Source organism: Pseudomonas sp. NFACC41-3 (assembly GCF_900109505.1).
Lineage (GTDB): Bacteria > Pseudomonadota > Gammaproteobacteria > Pseudomonadales > Pseudomonadaceae > Aquipseudomonas > Aquipseudomonas chlororaphis.
This window is the reverse complement of the sequence record NZ_FOAE01000005.1, coordinates 713,857-729,688: the sequence shown is the minus strand read 5'-3', so window position 1 is coordinate 729,688 and position 15,832 is coordinate 713,857. Positions and strand designations below refer to the sequence as shown.

General features: G+C 64.3%; 12 protein-coding genes and 1 rRNA gene. 9 read left to right on the top strand and 4 right to left on the bottom strand.

Annotation, left to right across the window (positions count from 1 at the left end; translation table 11 throughout):
• Positions 1-119: 119 nt before the first annotated feature.
• A 5S ribosomal RNA gene (gene rrf / locus BMY68_RS24700) occupies positions 120-235 on the top strand.
• A gap of 133 nt (positions 236-368) precedes the next feature.
• Here rrf and BMY68_RS24695 read toward each other — a convergent pair.
• Together BMY68_RS24695 and BMY68_RS24690 are read right to left on the bottom strand one after the other, a co-directional pair.
• Positions 369-1,373, bottom strand: a complete 1,005-nt coding sequence (locus BMY68_RS24695) for a zinc-binding dehydrogenase (protein ID WP_085533800.1) — start codon at positions 1,371-1,373, stop codon at positions 369-371.
• Complete coding sequence (locus tag BMY68_RS24690; protein ID WP_085533802.1) at positions 1,363-2,295, bottom strand: TIGR03571 family LLM class oxidoreductase; 933 nt, start codon at positions 2,293-2,295, stop codon at positions 1,363-1,365. The genes BMY68_RS24695 and BMY68_RS24690 overlap by 11 nt, the downstream gene beginning before the upstream one ends.
• A gap of 243 nt (positions 2,296-2,538) precedes the next feature.
• Between BMY68_RS24690 and mrdA the strand changes: the two genes are divergently transcribed.
• Entirely contained in the window at positions 2,539-4,431 is a 1,893-nt protein-coding gene (gene mrdA, locus BMY68_RS24685) for a penicillin-binding protein 2 (protein WP_085533804.1), read from the top strand.
• 1 nt (position 4,432) lies between these two features.
• On the opposite strand, the gene BMY68_RS24680 is transcribed toward mrdA, so the two are convergent.
• Positions 4,433-5,419 carry a LysR family transcriptional regulator gene (locus BMY68_RS24680; protein ID WP_009044872.1) on the bottom strand — a complete coding sequence of 329 codons (987 nt, stop codon included), beginning with the start codon at positions 5,417-5,419 and terminating at the stop codon, positions 4,433-4,435.
• 155 nt (positions 5,420-5,574) lie between these two features.
• On the opposite strand from BMY68_RS24680, the gene BMY68_RS24675 reads away from it, so the two are divergent.
• From BMY68_RS24675 to BMY68_RS24665, 3 genes are read left to right on the top strand one after another with little or no spacing between them, the layout of a single operon-like run.
• The gene (locus tag BMY68_RS24675; RefSeq protein ID WP_085533806.1) at positions 5,575-6,876 is read left to right on the top strand and encodes an MFS transporter; all 1,302 of its coding nucleotides are present in this window, start codon (positions 5,575-5,577) and stop codon (positions 6,874-6,876) included.
• Positions 6,873-7,628: a class II aldolase/adducin family protein gene (locus BMY68_RS24670; RefSeq protein ID WP_009044870.1), complete on the top strand. Its 756-nt coding sequence runs from the start codon at positions 6,873-6,875 to the stop codon at positions 7,626-7,628. Before BMY68_RS24675 ends, BMY68_RS24670 begins: the two co-directional genes overlap by 4 nt.
• Complete coding sequence (locus BMY68_RS24665) at positions 7,625-8,554, top strand: 2-hydroxyacid dehydrogenase (protein WP_085533808.1); 930 nt, start codon at positions 7,625-7,627, stop codon at positions 8,552-8,554. The genes BMY68_RS24670 and BMY68_RS24665 overlap by 4 nt, the downstream gene beginning before the upstream one ends.
• Here the strand turns inward: BMY68_RS24665 and BMY68_RS24660 are convergent.
• Positions 8,548-9,483: a LysR family transcriptional regulator gene (locus tag BMY68_RS24660; protein WP_085533810.1), complete on the bottom strand. Its 936-nt coding sequence runs from the start codon at positions 9,481-9,483 to the stop codon at positions 8,548-8,550. The two genes, BMY68_RS24665 and BMY68_RS24660, sit on opposite strands and share 7 nt — an antisense overlap.
• Positions 9,484-9,665: 182 nt before the next feature.
• Here BMY68_RS24660 and BMY68_RS24655 point away from each other — a divergent pair, with 182 nt between their 5' ends.
• The 4 genes from BMY68_RS24655 to BMY68_RS24640 all read left to right on the top strand — a co-directional run bounded on the left by BMY68_RS24655 (position 9,666) and on the right by BMY68_RS24640 (position 15,796).
• Complete coding sequence (locus tag BMY68_RS24655; RefSeq protein ID WP_085533811.1) at positions 9,666-10,970, top strand: MFS transporter; 1,305 nt, start codon at positions 9,666-9,668, stop codon at positions 10,968-10,970.
• A gap of 28 nt (positions 10,971-10,998) precedes the next feature.
• Positions 10,999-12,228 carry a Zn-dependent hydrolase gene (locus tag BMY68_RS24650; RefSeq protein WP_085533813.1) on the top strand — a complete coding sequence of 410 codons (1,230 nt, stop codon included), beginning with the start codon at positions 10,999-11,001 and terminating at the stop codon, positions 12,226-12,228.
• A 10-nt stretch (positions 12,229-12,238) separates the two neighbouring features.
• On the top strand, positions 12,239-13,264 hold the full coding sequence (locus BMY68_RS24645) for a histone deacetylase family protein (protein WP_085533815.1): 1,026 nt from the start codon (positions 12,239-12,241) through the stop codon (positions 13,262-13,264).
• A gap of 489 nt (positions 13,265-13,753) precedes the next feature.
• The gene (locus BMY68_RS24640) at positions 13,754-15,796 is read left to right on the top strand and encodes a type VI secretion system Vgr family protein (RefSeq protein ID WP_085533816.1); all 2,043 of its coding nucleotides are present in this window, start codon (positions 13,754-13,756) and stop codon (positions 15,794-15,796) included.
• The last annotated feature ends 36 nt before the right edge of the window (positions 15,797-15,832 follow it).

Sequence of the window (15,832 nt, the reverse complement as noted above, 5' to 3'; positions counted from 1 at the left end):
GCTTAACAGCCAGATTGCGGTGTGTGAAGACGAAACGAACCGAAAGTTCGAGAAAACACACAAACTATCGCATACCCAATTTGCTGAAGCGTCGAAAGACGACTCGGCACACCGAATTTCTTGACGACCATAGAGCATTGGAACCACCTGATCCCATCCCGAACTCAGCAGTGAAACGATGCATCGCCGATGGTAGTGTGGGGTTTCCCCATGTGAGAGTAGGTCATCGTCAAGATTAAATTCCGAAACCCCAATTGCGAAAGCAATTGGGGTTTTGTTTTTGCGCGCGGAAAAACCTTTCCAGTCAACGGAGAGCAGCGCCCTTCGACTCAAGAACTACCTCAAGCCGAAGGCACCCTTGGCGGGCGTTAACGTCCCAGGCTGCTGTGCGTTAGCCGGGCTACCCACTTGCCATGCTGCTCGCCATTCTTCAAGATCCGCAGTTTCTCCGGCAACTGGTTGAAGTCGAACTCAATCAGCGGCGCAGGTTGCAGCAGACCCGATACAGCCCCGCACATCAGTTGCTCAGCGTACTGACGTAGCTGTTGCCAGTCGGCCCGGCTGCCGTAAGCATGAATACTGTTGAGGGCCACCTCGTGGAGTGAGATCGCGGTGCTGAACGCCGGCAATGGCGCTGCCTCCTGACGATCCTGAATACACACCAGGTGCCCGTTGTAACCCAGCAGTGCTGCCAGGCTGCGCGCCTGAGCCCCGCTGACGGTATCGAACAGCGCATGCAGGCGACGCACCCCCAATCGTGATTGCAGCTCGGTTTGCCAGGTGTCTGCCCGATAGTCGAAAACCCCGACCGCGCCTTGCGCCAGCAACCGCGCATGATGCTGGGCAGACGCCGTCGCCCACACCCGCAAACCGCGTTGCACCGCCAATTGGACCAGCAACGAACCCACCGCGCCTCCGGCCCCCACCACCAGCACATCACGCGCACCCACAACGGGGACCTTATCCAGCGCCTGCAAGGCGGTCAGGCCGGGGCAGGGCAGGCTGGCGGCAACTGCGTCATCCAGTGACTCAGGAACCGGCAGCGCCGCATTGGCATCGAGCAGGCAATACTCGGCGAAGCTGCCATCACGGCTCAACGACTGGTGATAAGCCACCCGCGTACCGATCTTCAGCGTCACCGCGGACCCCGCGGCCACCACCACGCCAACGCCATCGACACCAGGCACGCGGCCGGTATGCCAATCGGCATGTCCCCACTCGATGATCTTCCAGTCCACCGGGTTGAGGGCGATCGCGGTATTGGCGATCAGCACTTCATTCGCTCCCGGTTGCGGCAATGTCTTGCGGATCAGTTGAAGGCCTTCCAGGCCGGCTCCTGCGGTCCAGCCCCAGGCGTTGTATTCAGTTGGCATGGTGAAACCTCGGCAGTACGAATTCGGCAATTTCCTCGATGGCCTCGGCCACCGGGCGTTCACTGCGGCGCAGATGCAGGCCGACATGCTGCACGCCTGCCTCACGCAGGGCCTGCAGTTCCTCGATCAGTGCCAGGCGCCCACAGCGGCCACCAAAGCGCAGGCGCTGCATGGGCGCATGTGGGTCAGCGGCAAGGTCCAGATGGACGAAGCTGATATAGGGTTTGTCGCCACCGACCTCACGCCAGAGCGCGACGCGTCGGCGATGTTCGTCCGGGGTGCCCGGGTAGGCGAGCCAGCCGTCCATGTGTTCACCGATCCAGGCCGGCGATTGCTGGCCCAGCCCGGCCACCAGCAGCGGTGCGGCTTCAGGACGCTGTGGCAGCAGATGCGCACCCTCGGGTAAACGATCCTGTCCCTGGCTGTGCAACAGCTCGACAGCATCGCGAAAGAGTTCTCCGCGCTGGGCGTAATCGACACCGAACAGCGGATACTCCATCGGCCGGTCACCACTGGCGACCCCCAACAGCAAGCGACCATCGCTCAACTCGTCGATGCTGTTGGCGGCCTTGAGGGTCAGCCACGGCTGGCGCAACGGCAGGACCACCGCGGCGGTTCCGAGCATGATGTTCTGCGTGATGCCGGCCAGGTAGCCGAGGTAGGAAAAGGTTTCAAAGACCTGAGCGGCATCGCCGAAATTCGGGTCGTACACCGGTACGTCACGTACCCATAGCGCGCGAAAGCCGGCCTGGTCCGCCAGGCGGGCGAGGGTGGCGTGTTGCTTGAGGTCCGGCACGCCGAAGGGGCGACCTTCGGCCTGGCGCAGGCGCTGGCCATCGCTGGACCAGTCGTTATCGAGCGGCAGTTCCAGGCCGACGGAAAAGTTGTTCCTGCCAAGCAGGCGTTGAAAACGAGGATGCATGAAGGGCTCCGGCGTCTCGCCCGTGGCAAGACGGTCATAGGGATCACAGCGCAGCAGTATCCCCAGGTCCGGCCCACGGAAAAATGCATGAATCGGAACAACAATCTTGAGCGGGCATCACGAATCGGCTGAATTCTTCATGAAAGCGCCGGGACGGTTTTTGGTATCGTGCAGCTCGCTTTTCAAGGGACCGACATTCACCCGCACGGATCAGCGTTCACTATTCCACGAGAAGCTGTAGCAATGCCTGAACCGATACCGATCAAGGACCACGAAAAAGAGACGCGGCTGGTCAACAAAAGACTGTTGGCCTGCGCGCTCCTGGTGGTCGCCATCACCTGCACCCTGATCGGGCGCCTGTATTTCCTGCAGGTGGTCGAATTCGACTATCACTCGACCATTTCCGAAAACAATCGGGTGCACGTGCTGCCCATCACCCCGACTCGCGGCCTGATCTACGACCGCAACGGCGTGCTGCTGGCCGACAACCGCCCCAGCTTCAACCTGACCATCACCCGCGAGCGCACCACCGATCTGAAAGGCGAGCTGGACCAGGTGGTCAGCCTGCTGCACCTGCCCGCCGAAGACCGCGCGCTGTTCGACAAGGCGCTGAAGCAATCACGCCACCCGTTCGTGCCGGTCACCCTGTTCTATGAGCTGACCGAAGAGCAGATCGCCGTGCTGGCGGTCAACGAGTACCGCTTGCCGGGGCTGGAGGTCGAGGCCCAGTTCGTGCGGCACTATCCGATGGGCGCGCACTTCGCCCATTCCATCGGCTATGTCGGGCGTATCAACGAGAAGGAAGCCAAGGTCCTGGACTCGGTGGAGTACCGCGGCACCCAGTCGATCGGCAAGACCGGGATCGAGCGTTTCTACGAGTCCCAGCTGCATGGCCATGTCGGCTACGAAGAGGTGGAAACCAACGCCCAGGGCCGGGTCATGCGGGTGCTCAAGCACACCGATCCGATTCCTGGGAAAAACATCGTGCTCAGCCTCGACGTGAAGTTGCAGGAGGCGGCCGAGGCGGCCCTGGGCGACCGTCGCGGATCGGTGGTGGCCCTCGATCCGCAGACCGGCGAAGTGCTGGCCATGGTCAGCAAGCCGAGCTTCGACCCGAACCTGTTCGTCACCGGCATCAGCTTCAAGGAGTACAGCGCGTTACGCGATTCCATCGACCGGCCGCTGTTCAACCGGGTGCTGCGCGGCCTGTATGCGCCGGGTTCGACCATCAAGCCGGAGGTGGCGATCGCCGGGCTGGACTCCGGGGTGGTCAGCGCCTCGACCCGGGTGTTCGATCCGGGTTACTACCAACTGCCGGACGTCGACCACAAATACCGCAACTGGAACCACAGCGGCGACGGCTGGGTGGACCTGGACGCGGCGATCATGCGTTCCAACGACACCTACTTCTATGACCTGGCGCACAAACTCGGTATCGATCGCCTGCACGATTACCTGGCGATGTTCGGCCTGGGCGAGAAAGTCTCCCTGGACATGTTCGAGGAGGCGTCGGGACTGATGCCGTCCCAGGCTTGGAAGCGCGCCACCCGGCGCCAGCCGTGGTTCCCCGGCGAGACGGTGATTCTCGGCATTGGCCAAGGGTATATGCAGGTCACGCCGCTGCAGCTGGCCCAGGCGACGGCGCTGATCGCCAACAAGGGCGTGTGGAATCGCCCTCATCTGGCCAAGACCGTCGATGGCGTGGCGCCGGTGGACGAACACCCGATGCCGAACATCCGGCTCAAGGACCCGGTCGACTGGGACCTGGTCAGCCACGGCATGCAGATGGTGATGCACGCGCCTCGGGGCACCGCACGCGACGCAGCGGCCGGCGCGCAATACCGCATCGCCGGCAAGAGCGGTACGGCGCAGGTGGTGGCGATCAAGCAGGGCGAGCGCTACAACCGTCTGAAGACCCGCGAGCGCCATCGTGACAATGCCTTGTTCGTCGGCTTCGCGCCGGCCGAGCACCCGCAGATCGTGGTAGCGGTGATGATCGAGAACGGCGAGGCCGGCGGCCGGGTCGCCGGCCCCGTGGTCCGTCAGGTCATGGATGCCTGGCTGCTCGATCAGCAAGGCCACCTGAAGCCGCAGTACGCCAGCCCTGGCAAGGGGCCGGACGTTCCCCACGCCTGAGTCATTTGAACATCAGGCTGTCCGGCACCTGCTCACGAATACTGAGCATGTGCTGGATGCTGTCCAGGAACAGGGTTTCGGCCTGGCTCATCTTCTGTTCCCGGTGCCACAGCAGCTGGATATCGAAATCCACCACGCCCTCGTCCGGCGGCAAACGCCAGAGCAGCCCTTGCTCGACATCCCGCCTGACCAGGTGGATCGGCAGGCAGCCGATACCGAATCCCGCGCAGATCAGTCGGTAAATCTCCTCGAAACTGGTGGAGGAGGCGACGATCTTGCCGGTAAAGCCCTGTTGGTCGCGAAACAGCGTCAGCGGTGACAGGTTGCCCCCCAACTGGTCGCTGGTGAAGCTGACGAAGTTCTCGTTGGCCAGTTGTTGCAGGCTCAGGTCCTGCTGGCCGAACAGCCGGTGGCGCTGGCCGCAGAAGTAGGCATACCGCTCGCGAAACAGCACCCGCTGTTCCAGCCTGGGTTGTGGCAGGCGGCACAGCCCGACCCCCAGGGTCGCGGTCTTTTGCAGCAGCGAACTGATGATGTCCGAGCTGCCCATCACCTCGACTTCCAGCTCGATTTTCGGGTGGGCCTCATGGAAATCGGCGAGGAACTCGTCGTAATGCGGCGCTTGCACACCGCTGACGGTAAGGATGCGGATCTTGCCCACCACGTCGTCGTTGCGGCTCTCCAGCACCGTGCCCAGGCGCGAGATATCGCCGTAGATATCGGTGGCGATGCGCAGTACTTCCTCCCCGGTCTCCGTCAGCTCGAAGCGCCGTCCGCTGCGCGCGATCAACACGCAATCGAGCTGTTCCTCCAGGCGCTTGAGGGCCTGGCTGACCGCCGACTGGGTGATGTGCAGGCGCGCGGCGGCGCGGCTCATGCTGCCTTCCTGGCCGATCACTAGGTAGGTGCGCAGCAGGTTCCAGTCCAGGCGATCGTTGAGGAAACGCCGACCGACCCAGGGGTTGGAGGTGGAGAGCGGTGCGGGCATGACGACTCCAGGTAGTAGCAGTGCTAATAGCAAAGATAAGGATTTGAAAATTGACTAATCCTGGCACGGCGGCGATAAAGCCCACAAGCGCCAGAGAGCGCCGCGTGATCAGCCTTCCGCACCTGCCCAAAACTACAAATACACAGGGTCCTTGCATGCACAGCACTCCTCAGCCGCGCCGAGCCGCGGCGGCGGCCTTTATCGGCACGACCATCGAGTTCTACGACTTCTACATCTATGCCACGGCCGCGGCCCTGGTCCTCGGCCAGGTGTTCTTTCCCAGCAGCGACCCGGTGATGAGCACCCTGGCGGCCTTCGGCAGCTTCGCCGTGGGCTTCATCGCCCGGCCCATGGCCGGCATGGTGTTCGGCCACCTCGGCGATCGCCTCGGGCGCAAGAAAATGCTGTTGGTGACCATGGCGCTGATGGGCCTGGCCACCACCGGCATCGGCCTGTTGCCCAGCTATGCCAGCGTCGGCATCTGGGCGCCTATCAGCCTGATCGTACTGCGCATCATCCAGGGCATCTCCGTGGGCGGCGAGTGGGGCGGGGCGGTGCTGATGGCCAGCGAACATGCCCCGGCCAAGCGCAAGACCTTCTACGCCTCCTTCGCCCAGCTCGGCAGCCCGGCCGGCCTGCTGCTGGCGTTGATCGCCTTCCGCCTGGTGACCAGCCTGGACCAGCAGGACTTCCTCGAGTGGGGTTGGCGCCTGCCGTTCCTCGCCAGCGGTGTGCTGATGATGTTCGGCCTGATGATCCGTTCCGGCGTGCATGAGTCGCCGGAGTTCGCCAAGGCCCGGGACAACAACGAAACCGCCAAGTACCCGGTGATGGAAGTGCTGCGCAGCTGCTGGAAGCAGATCCTGTTCGCCGCCGCCGCGGTGACCATCGGCTCGGCCGGCTTCTTCTTCACCAACACCTTCATGATCACCTACGTGACCCAGTACCAGGGCATTTCCCGGGCGACCATTCTCGATTGCCTGTTCCTGGTGACGATCATCCAGCTGCTGTCCCAGCCGGTCTCCGCGCTGCTGGCCGAGCGTATCGGCGAAGGGCGTTTCCTCAAGTGGGTGGCGCTGCTGTGCATGGCCACGCCGTACCCGATGTTCCTGTTGGTCGGTACCCAGAACATTGTGCTGATGACCCTTGGCATCGCCCTGGCGGTGGTGATTCTCTCGGCGCTGTACGCGGTGATCGCCGGCTACATGACCCAGGCCTTCCCGGTGCACCTGCGCTACTCGGGGATCTCCATCGCCTACCAACTGGCCTGCGCGGTCGCCGGTGGCAGCACGCCGCTGATCGGCACCCTGCTGGCCAGCCAGTTTTCCGGACAGTGGCTGCCGCTGGCGGTGTTCTTCAGCCTGCTGTCGGCCCTGTCATTGATCGGCGTCTGCGGCCTGGCCCGGCTGCGCGCCAACCCGACTGTCCACCACGTTCCTAAAGAGGTGTATTCGTGAGCAAACCCGAACACATGAGCCCGATTGAATGGCAGGCCCGCTGCGAGCTGGCGGCCCTGTATCGACTGGTCGCGCACTTTCGCATGACCGACCTGATCGACACCCACATCACCCTGCGCATTCCAGGGCCCGAGCATCACTTCCTGATCAACCGCTACGGGGTGATCTTCGACCGCATGCGTGCCAGCGACCTGGTACGCATCGACCAGGAGGGGCGCATCGTCGACCCGCACTACGCCGGGCACCGGGTCAATGCCGCCGGCTTCGTCATCCACTCGGCGATCCACATGGCGCGCCCGGACCTCAACTGCGTGATCCACACCCACACCGCCGCCGGCATGGCGGTGGCCGCGCAGAAGCAGGGGCTGTTGCCCATCAGCCAGCATGCGCTGAAGTTCTACGGCAAGCTGGCGTACCACACCTATGAAGGCATCGCCCTGTCTCTGGACGAGCGCGAGCGCCTGATCGCCGACCTTGGCCCGCACAAGGCGATGATCCTGCGTAACCACGGCCTGCTGGTGGGCGGTGCCAGCGTCGCCCATGCGTTCCAGGAGATCCATTTTCTCGAGCGTGCCTGCCAGGCCCAGGTCCAGGCGCTGGCCGGCGGTTGCGAGCTGAACTACCCGTCGCCGCAGGTCTGCGCCCACACCGCCGAACAGTTCGAACGCGACGACGCCGACCATATCATCGAGCTGGCCTGGGAGGCCGCCCTGACCTTGATCGAGTCCCAGCGCGAGTCCTATCTGTCATGAGCCTCGTGGTGCTGCTGTCCCGCGACAGCCTGTTGCTCAAGCAATTGCAGGCCGCCTTCGCCCGTTGTGCGCCACAGGTGCAGGCAGTGCTGGCCGACGATCCACGCGCGGCTCAGGCGCCAATGGCCGCTTGTTGGTTTCCCCCCGCCGGCAGCCTGGGGCGCTTGCCCAGCCTGCAAGTGATTCATTCGGTGGCGGCGGGCATCGACCATCTGGAACACGACCCTTCGTGCCCGGACCTGCCGGTGTGCCGGGTGGTGGACCCGGGCCACCGCCAGGGCATGACCGAGTACCTGCGCTGGGCGGTGACCCACTATCACCGCGGCTTCGACCGGGTGCTGGGGCAGCAGCGCGAACGGCACTGGGAGCGGCCGCTGCAACGGCCGGCGCGGCAGTTCAAGGTCGGGGTCATGGGCCTGGGTTCCCTGGGCAGCGCCATCGCCCTCGACCTGGCCGCCGCCGGCTACGACGTGCGCGGCTGGGCCCGCAGCGCCAAGCGCCTGGCGGGAGTACACACCTTCGTCGGACCGGGGCAGCTGGAGCCCTTTCTCGACCAAGTGGAACTGCTGATCAACCTGCTGCCCCTGACCGCCGAGACCCGCGGCATTCTCGGGCGCGACAGCTTTGCCCGGCTGGCCCATGGCGCGGCGTTGGTCAATGTCGGGCGCGGCGGCCACCTCAACCTCGACGACTTGCAGCAGGCCCTGGCCAGCGGCCAACTGCGTGGCGCCTTGCTCGACGTGTTCGAACAGGAGCCGCTGCCGACCGATGATCCGTTGTGGAGCACCCCCGGGGTCACCATTACTCCGCACATGGCCTCGGCGGCCTCCCACGATTGCATCGCCGAGCAGGTGGCGGACAACCTGCGGCGCCTGCAAGCCGGCGAGCCGCTGTTGAACGAGGTGGACAGGGCCCAGGGTTACTGAGCGCCCAGGCAGGCCTGCAAGGCTTCGATAAAGACCATCTCGGCGCGGCTCATGCGCTGTTCGCGGTTCCACAGCAGATGGATGTCGACGTCGGCGATGCCTTCGTCGGGCGGCAGGCGCCACAGCAGCCCGGCGTCGACATCGGCCGCCACCACATGCTCGGGCAGGCAGCCGATGCCGTAGCCGGCGATCACCAGGCGCCGCACTTCCTCCAGGCTCGGCGACGAGGCGACGATGCGCCCGCTGAAACCCTGCTGGTCGCGAAAGATGGTCAGCGGCGAGAGCATGCCGCCGATCTGGTCGCTGGTGAAACTGACGAAATTCTCCCGCTGCAAATCGCCCTCGGCCACCTTCTGTTGGCCGAACAGGGCATGGTGCTTGCCGCAGAAAAACGCATAGCGCTGGCGCAGGAACAGCCGCTGCTCCAGGCGCGGCTGGGGCCGGCGGTTGAGGCTCAGGCCGAGGGTCGCGGTTTTTTCCTGCAGGGCGCTGACGATGTCCGAGCTGCGCAGCACCTCGATCTCCAGGTCGACCCGCGGATGCTGGCGGTGGAACTCGGCGAGGAAATCATCGAAACGCTCGGAAAAGATCCGGCTGATCATCAGCAGGCGCACCTTGCCGATCACCTCGTCGGCCGGCTGTTCCAGCACGCCGCTGACCTGGGACATCTGCCCGTAGATTTCGCCGGCCAGGTGGAAGATCTGCTCGCCGACTTCGGTCAGGGCAAAACGTGGCCCGCGCCGGGCGATCAACTGGCGGCCCAATTGTTCCTCCAGGCGCTTGAGGGCCTGGCTCACCGCCGGCTGGGTCAGGTGCAGGCGGGCGGCCGCGCGGCTGATGCTCAGTTCCTGGCCGATCACCCGAAAGGTGCGCAGCAGGTTCCAGTCCAGGCGGTCGTTGAGCAGGCGGTCGGGCAGGCGGTTGGACATGGCGCGGGGCTCTGGGTCGAAGGACAGGGCTGATAATAAGCAGCGGTAATAATTAGCATAATAAATAGAAAATTGACTAATTATAGCCTCGCGACGATAAATCCCTCCCAGACAGGCGCCGCCAGAGCGCCTCTGCGTTCCCGTTCTCTCCTGCCAGAAAAATAATCAAAGGAGCACGATCCATGAAGCCTTCAGCTTCGCCCCAGCCGCGCCGTGCGGCGGCCGCCGCCTTTATCGGCACCATGATCGAGTGGTACGACTTCTACATCTACGCCACCGCCGCGGCGCTGGTGTTCGGCGCCTTGTTCTTTCCCTCCGACGACAAACTGTTCAGCACCATGGCGGCCTTCGGCACCTTCGCCGTGGGCTTCTTCGCCCGGCCATTGGGCGGCATCGTGTTCGGCCATATCGGCGATCGCATCGGGCGCAAGAAATCCCTGGTGATCACCCTGCTGATGATGGGCGTGGTCACGGTGTGCATCGGCCTGCTGCCGACTTATGCACAAATCGGCGCGGCGGCACCGGTGCTGCTGATCCTGCTGCGCATCGTCCAGGGCATCGCCGTCGGTGGTGAGTGGGGCGGGGCGGTATTGATGGCCGGCGAGCATGCGCCCAAGGGCCGGCGCAACTTCTTTGCTTCCTTTGCGCAGTTGGGCAGCCCGGCCGGGTTGATCCTGTCGCTGCTGGCCTTCAGCGCGGTCACCCGCCTGCCCGAAGAAGACCTGATGAGCTGGGGCTGGCGCCTGCCGTTCCTCGCCAGCGCGCTGTTGCTGGTGGTGGGCCTGGCGATTCGCCTGGGGGTCAATGAGTCGCCGGAATTCCTCGCCAGCCGCGAGCAGGCGCACAAGAGTCTGCGCAAGGAACAGGCGCCAGTGATGGAAGTGCTGCACAGCGCCTGGCGCCCGCTGCTGCTGTGCATCGGCGCCAACACCTTAGGGATTGCCGGGGTGTATTTCACCAACACCTTCATGATCGCCTACAGCACCCAGCAACTGGGGTTGCCGCGCTCGCTGATCCTGGAATGCCTGTTCGTGGTGGCGATCATCCAGTTCTGCATCCAGCCCCTGGCGGCCTGGACCGCCGAGAAGATCGGCGCCACGCGCTTCCTGTGCCTGGTGTCGTTGCTGGCCATGGCCTCGCCGTACCCGATGTTCGTGCTGGTGAGCAGCGGCCAGGCGCCACTGATCATCCTCGGCATCGCCCTGGCGGTGGTGTGCATGGCGTCCTTCTATGCGGTGATCGCCGGCTACGTCAGCGGCATGTTCGAGACCCGCGTGCGCTACACCGCGATCTCCCTGGCCTATCAGGTCTGCGGCGCCGTGGCCGGTGGCCTGACGCCGCTGATCGGCACCTGGCTGGCCCATCAATTCGCCGGCCAGTGGTGGCCGATGGCGCTGTTCTACAGCCTGATCGCGACCATTTCGCTGCTCTGCGTGCTGGCCCTGGCCCGCCGCCATGCAGCCGTCCACCGCCTGGAAATGGCTTGAGTGTTTATCGAATCCGGAGAACCGAAGCATGTTGAAGATCAACGGTGAACGCCTGTGGGCGAGCCTGATGGCCATGGCCGAAATCGGCGCGACCGCCCGTGGCGGCAGCTGCCGCCTGGCCCTGAGCGAGGACGACAAGGCCGGGCGCGAGCTGTTTGCAAGCTGGTGCCGCGAGGCCGGCATGAGCCTGAGTGTCGACCCCATCGGTAACCTGTTTGCCCGTCGTCCGGGCAGCGACCCCGACGCCGCCCCGGTGATGATGGGCAGCCACCTCGACACCCAGCCCGAAGGCGGGCGCTTCGATGGCGTGTACGGCGTGCTCGCCGGCCTGGAGGTGGTGCGCCGCCTCAACGATCTGCAAATCCAGACCCGCAAGCCGCTGGAGGTGGCGGTGTGGACCAACGAGGAGGGCGCGCGTTTCACCCCGGCCATGTTCGGCTCGGCGGTGTTCACCGGGATCATGGACCTGGAGGCCGCCCTGGCGGTGCGCGACGCCGACGGCATCAGCGTCGCCGAGGCCCTGCACGCCACCGGCTACGCCGGTACGCGGCCGCTGGGCGGGGCGGTGGATGCCTACTTCGAGGCGCATATCGAACAAGGTCCGATCCTCGAAGACAACGCCAAGAGCATCGGCGTGGTCAGCGGCGGCCAGGCGATCCGCTGGCTCGACGTGCAGGTCGAAGGTATGGCGGCCCACGCCGGCACCACGCCGATGCCGCTGCGCAAGGATGCGCTCTACGGCGCCGCGCAGATGATCCTGGCGATCGAAACCCTGGCCACGGATTTTGCCCCCGAGGGCCTGACCACCGTTGGCGAGCTGAGCATCGCCAAGTCTTCGCGCAACACCATTCCCGGCCTGTTGCAGTTCACCGTCGATCTGCGGCACCACCGCGACAGCGCCATCGCCGCCATGGAGCAGGAAGTACGCGCGCGGCTTGCTGCCATCGCCGGACAACGCCAGCTGAAGGTGACCATCAGCCCGCACTGGATCAGCCCGGCCACGCCCTTCGATGCCGACTGCGTGGCGGCCGTGCAACAGGCGGTGGACAGCCTCGGCTACGCTCAGCAATCGATCGTCAGCGGCGCCGGCCATGACGCAATTCACCTGGCGCGGTTCTGCCCCACAGCCATGGTCTTCATCCCGTGCGTTGGCGGCCTGAGCCACAACGAAGCCGAAGACGTACTGCCCGAGGACGTGCGCCAGGGCACCGACGTATTGCTTAACGCCGTGCTGGCCCGCGCCGGCCAGGTCGAATAAGGAGAAGGTCATGCGCAGTTTTTTCCACCCCGAACAGCTGCTGCACTATCCGCGCAGCTATTACTCCCGCGGCCAGATGCGCACCCCGCAGGAAGTGCCCGAGCGCGCCCAGCGCCTGGTCCAGGCCGTGCACTCCCTGGGTTTTGACGTGCAACAACCGGAGGATGCCGGCCTGCAACCGCTGCTGGCGGTGCATGGCGCGGCGTACCTGCAATTTCTCAAGGAAGCCCACCAGCGCTGGAAGGAGATTCCCGAGGACTGGGGCGACGAGGTGATGTCGAACATCTTCGTCCGCGAGCCCAACGCCCTGCGCGGCATCCTCGCCCAGGCCGCGCGTTACCTGGCCGATGGCAGCTGCCCGGTGGGCGAACTGACCTGGCGTTCGGCCTACTGGTCGGCGCAAAGCGCGATTGCCGGCGCCCGCGCCTTGCTCGACGGCGAACCGGCGGCCTACGCCTTGTGCCGCCCGCCGGGCCACCACGCCCGGGCCGAAGCCGCCGGCGGTTTCTGCTACCTGAACAACGCGGCGATCGCCGCCCAGGTACTGCGCGAAAAATTCGAGCGGGTCGCGGTGCTGGACACCGACATGCACCACGGCCAGGGCATCCAGGAAATCTTCTATGAACGCGACGACGTGCTGTACGTCTCGGTGCACGGCGACCCGACCAACTTCTACCCGGGCGTCGCCGGTTTCGCCGACGAGCGCGGCAGCGGCGCGGGGCAGGGCTACAACCTCAACCTGCCAATGGCCCACGGCGCCAGCGAAGCCGAATTCCTCGCCCAACTGGAAACCGCCCTGGCGGCGGTGAAAAGCTTCGACGCGCAAGTGCTGGTGCTGTCCCTGGGTTTCGACATCTACGAACTCGACCCGCAAAGCAAAGTGGCGGTAACCCGCGCAGGTTTCGCTCGCCTCGGCGAACGCATCCGCAGCCTCGGCCTGCCGTGCCTGATCGTGCAGGAAGGCGGCTACCACCTGGAAAGCCTCGAAGACAACGCACGGGCGTTTTTTGCCGAGGCGGGGGCCTGGACGCTCTGAGCGAGGGGATTGTGAGATCGCTTCGCGGGCAAGCCTCGCTCCTACGCAAGCACAGGCGTCGCCGTCCGTAGGAGCGAGGCTTGCCCGCGCTAAACGTCAACGATAACGCGCTGCGTCTGCCTGTCCCCCATACCAAAGCCCCTGAATCAAGAGATCCAGGGGCTTTTTAATACCTGCAACAGGCTGTCGCGGAGGATGTCGGGAGAGGCCTCAAACTCTTACAGACGACCCGCCTCTGGCCTTTGCATCACCTTGCCCTGGGCAACATCCAGCAAGGCCAGTCATTCGCTGAAAAAACTGACGTCTTCTTCCAATTCTTTCCAAGGGGTTTAGGACGTTTCCTAGATTAATGCCGTTGGTGACTTGCTAGCCTGGCTCGGCTGTTCAGCTTGGCCGAATCTGGATGTAACCAGGCCAAAAACCAGTTGCGCTGACATTAAGTCGGCGCACAAAAGCTCGCGCTATGTCGCAGTCCAAAGGAACAAAGGAATGTTCAACAACGCCAACGAAACTCACTTCAGCCTGAGCATTGAAGGCTTCCAGAGTGACTTGCAGGTGCTGTCTTTCAAGGGGATCGAAGGCATCAGCCAGCCGTTCCGTTTCGATCTGGAGCTGGTCAGCGAGAACCCCGACCTGGACCTGGAGACCCTGCTGCACAAGCAGGCTTTTCTCGCCTTTGATCCGCAAGGCAGTGGCATCCACGGGCAGATCTACCGCGTGGCCCAGGGCGATGCCGGCAAGCGCCTGACCCGCTACCAGGTGTCGCTGGTGCCGGAGCTGGCCTATCTCGAACATCGCACCAACCAGCGTATCTATCAGCAGCTGTCGGCGCCGAAGATCATCGCGCTGATCCTCGAAGAGCACGGCATCCAGGGCAACGCTTACCAGTTCCAGCTCGGCACCCCGTGCCCGGACCGCGACTACTGCGTGCAGTACGACGAAACCGACCTGCACTTCATCCAGCGCCTGTGCGAAGAGGAAGGTCTGCATTACCACTTCCAGCACAGCCCGCAGGGCCACTTGCTGGTGTTCGGCGACGACCAGACCGTATTCCCCAAGCTCGGCCAGCCCACCGCCTATATCCAGGGCAGCGGCATGGTCGCCGACGAGCCGGTGATCAAGGGTTTCAACCTGCGCCTGGAAACCCGCACCCGCCGTACTACTCGACGCGATTACGACTTCGAGAAACCGCGCCTGCAACTGGAGGCCGCCTATAAACCCGAGATCGACAGTGAAGAACCGGACCTGGAAGACTACGACTACCCGGGCCGTTTCACCGACCGCGCGCGCGGCAAGTTCCTCAGCCAGCGCGCCCTCGAACGCCACCGCGCCGACTACCAGCAGGCCGAAGGCTGGGGCGACCAGACGCGACTGGTCAGCGGCCACTTTCTGGAACTGTCCGAGCACCCGCGCAGCGAGTGGAACGACCTGTGGCTGCTGACCCACATCGTCCACGAAGGCAAGCAGCCGCAGGTGCTGGAAGAGTCGGTGACCAGCGACACCACCAACAACAAGGACGACTTCCACCAGGGCTACCGCAACCGCTTCCTCGCCACGCCCTGGCAGGTGTTCTACCGCCCGGCCCTGAACCACCCGAAACCGCGCGTCCTCGGCAGCCAGACCGCGGTGGTCACCGGGCCCAAGGGCGAAGAAATCCACTGCGACCAGTACGGCCGGGTCAAGGTGCAGTTCCACTGGGACCGCGAGGGCAAAGCCGACGACAAGACCAGCTGCTGGCTGCGCGTGTCCAGCAGTTGGGCCGGCGACCGCTACGGCGCCCTCGTCATCCCGCGGATCGGCATGGAAGTGCTGGTGACCTTCCTCGAAGGCGACCCCGACCAGCCGCTGATCACCGGCTGCCTGTACCACAAGGAACACCCGGTGCCTTACGCCCTGCCGGCGAACAAGACCCGCACGGTATTCAAGTCCATGAGCTCACCAGGCGGCGCCGGCTACAACGAACTGCGCATCGAAGACAAAAAGGGCGCCGAGCAGATCTTCATCCACGCCCAGCGCGACTGGGATGAAAACATCGAGCACGACCAGAAAATCCGCATCGGCCACGAACGCCACGACACGGTGGAAAAGAACACCTACACCGAACTCAAGGCCGAAGAACATCGGATCACCCACGCCGATCGCAAGACCGAAACCAAGGTCGACGACCACCTGACCGTGGGCGAAAACCAGCACATCAAACTCGGCACCGCGCAGCTGACCAAAGCCGGCCAGGAAATCCACCTCAAGGCCGGCGCCAAGATGGTGATCGAGGCGGGCAGCGAACTGACGCTCAAGGCCGGGGGGAGTTTTATCAAGCTCGATGCCGGCGGCGTCACGGTGGTGGGGCCGGTGGTGAAGATCAATGCGGGGGGCTCGCCGGGGAGTGGGGCGGGGATTGGGATCAAGCCGCCGACGTTGCCGGGGGCGGCGGATAAGGATAAGGCGGGGAGTTTGATGGATGGAGCACTGTTGAATGCACCGGAAGAACAGATCAAGCGCAAGCCGAAGCGGATGCTCAATTTTTCCGGCTAACCGACACCATCGGAGCTTCCAGTCACCAAGGATCAG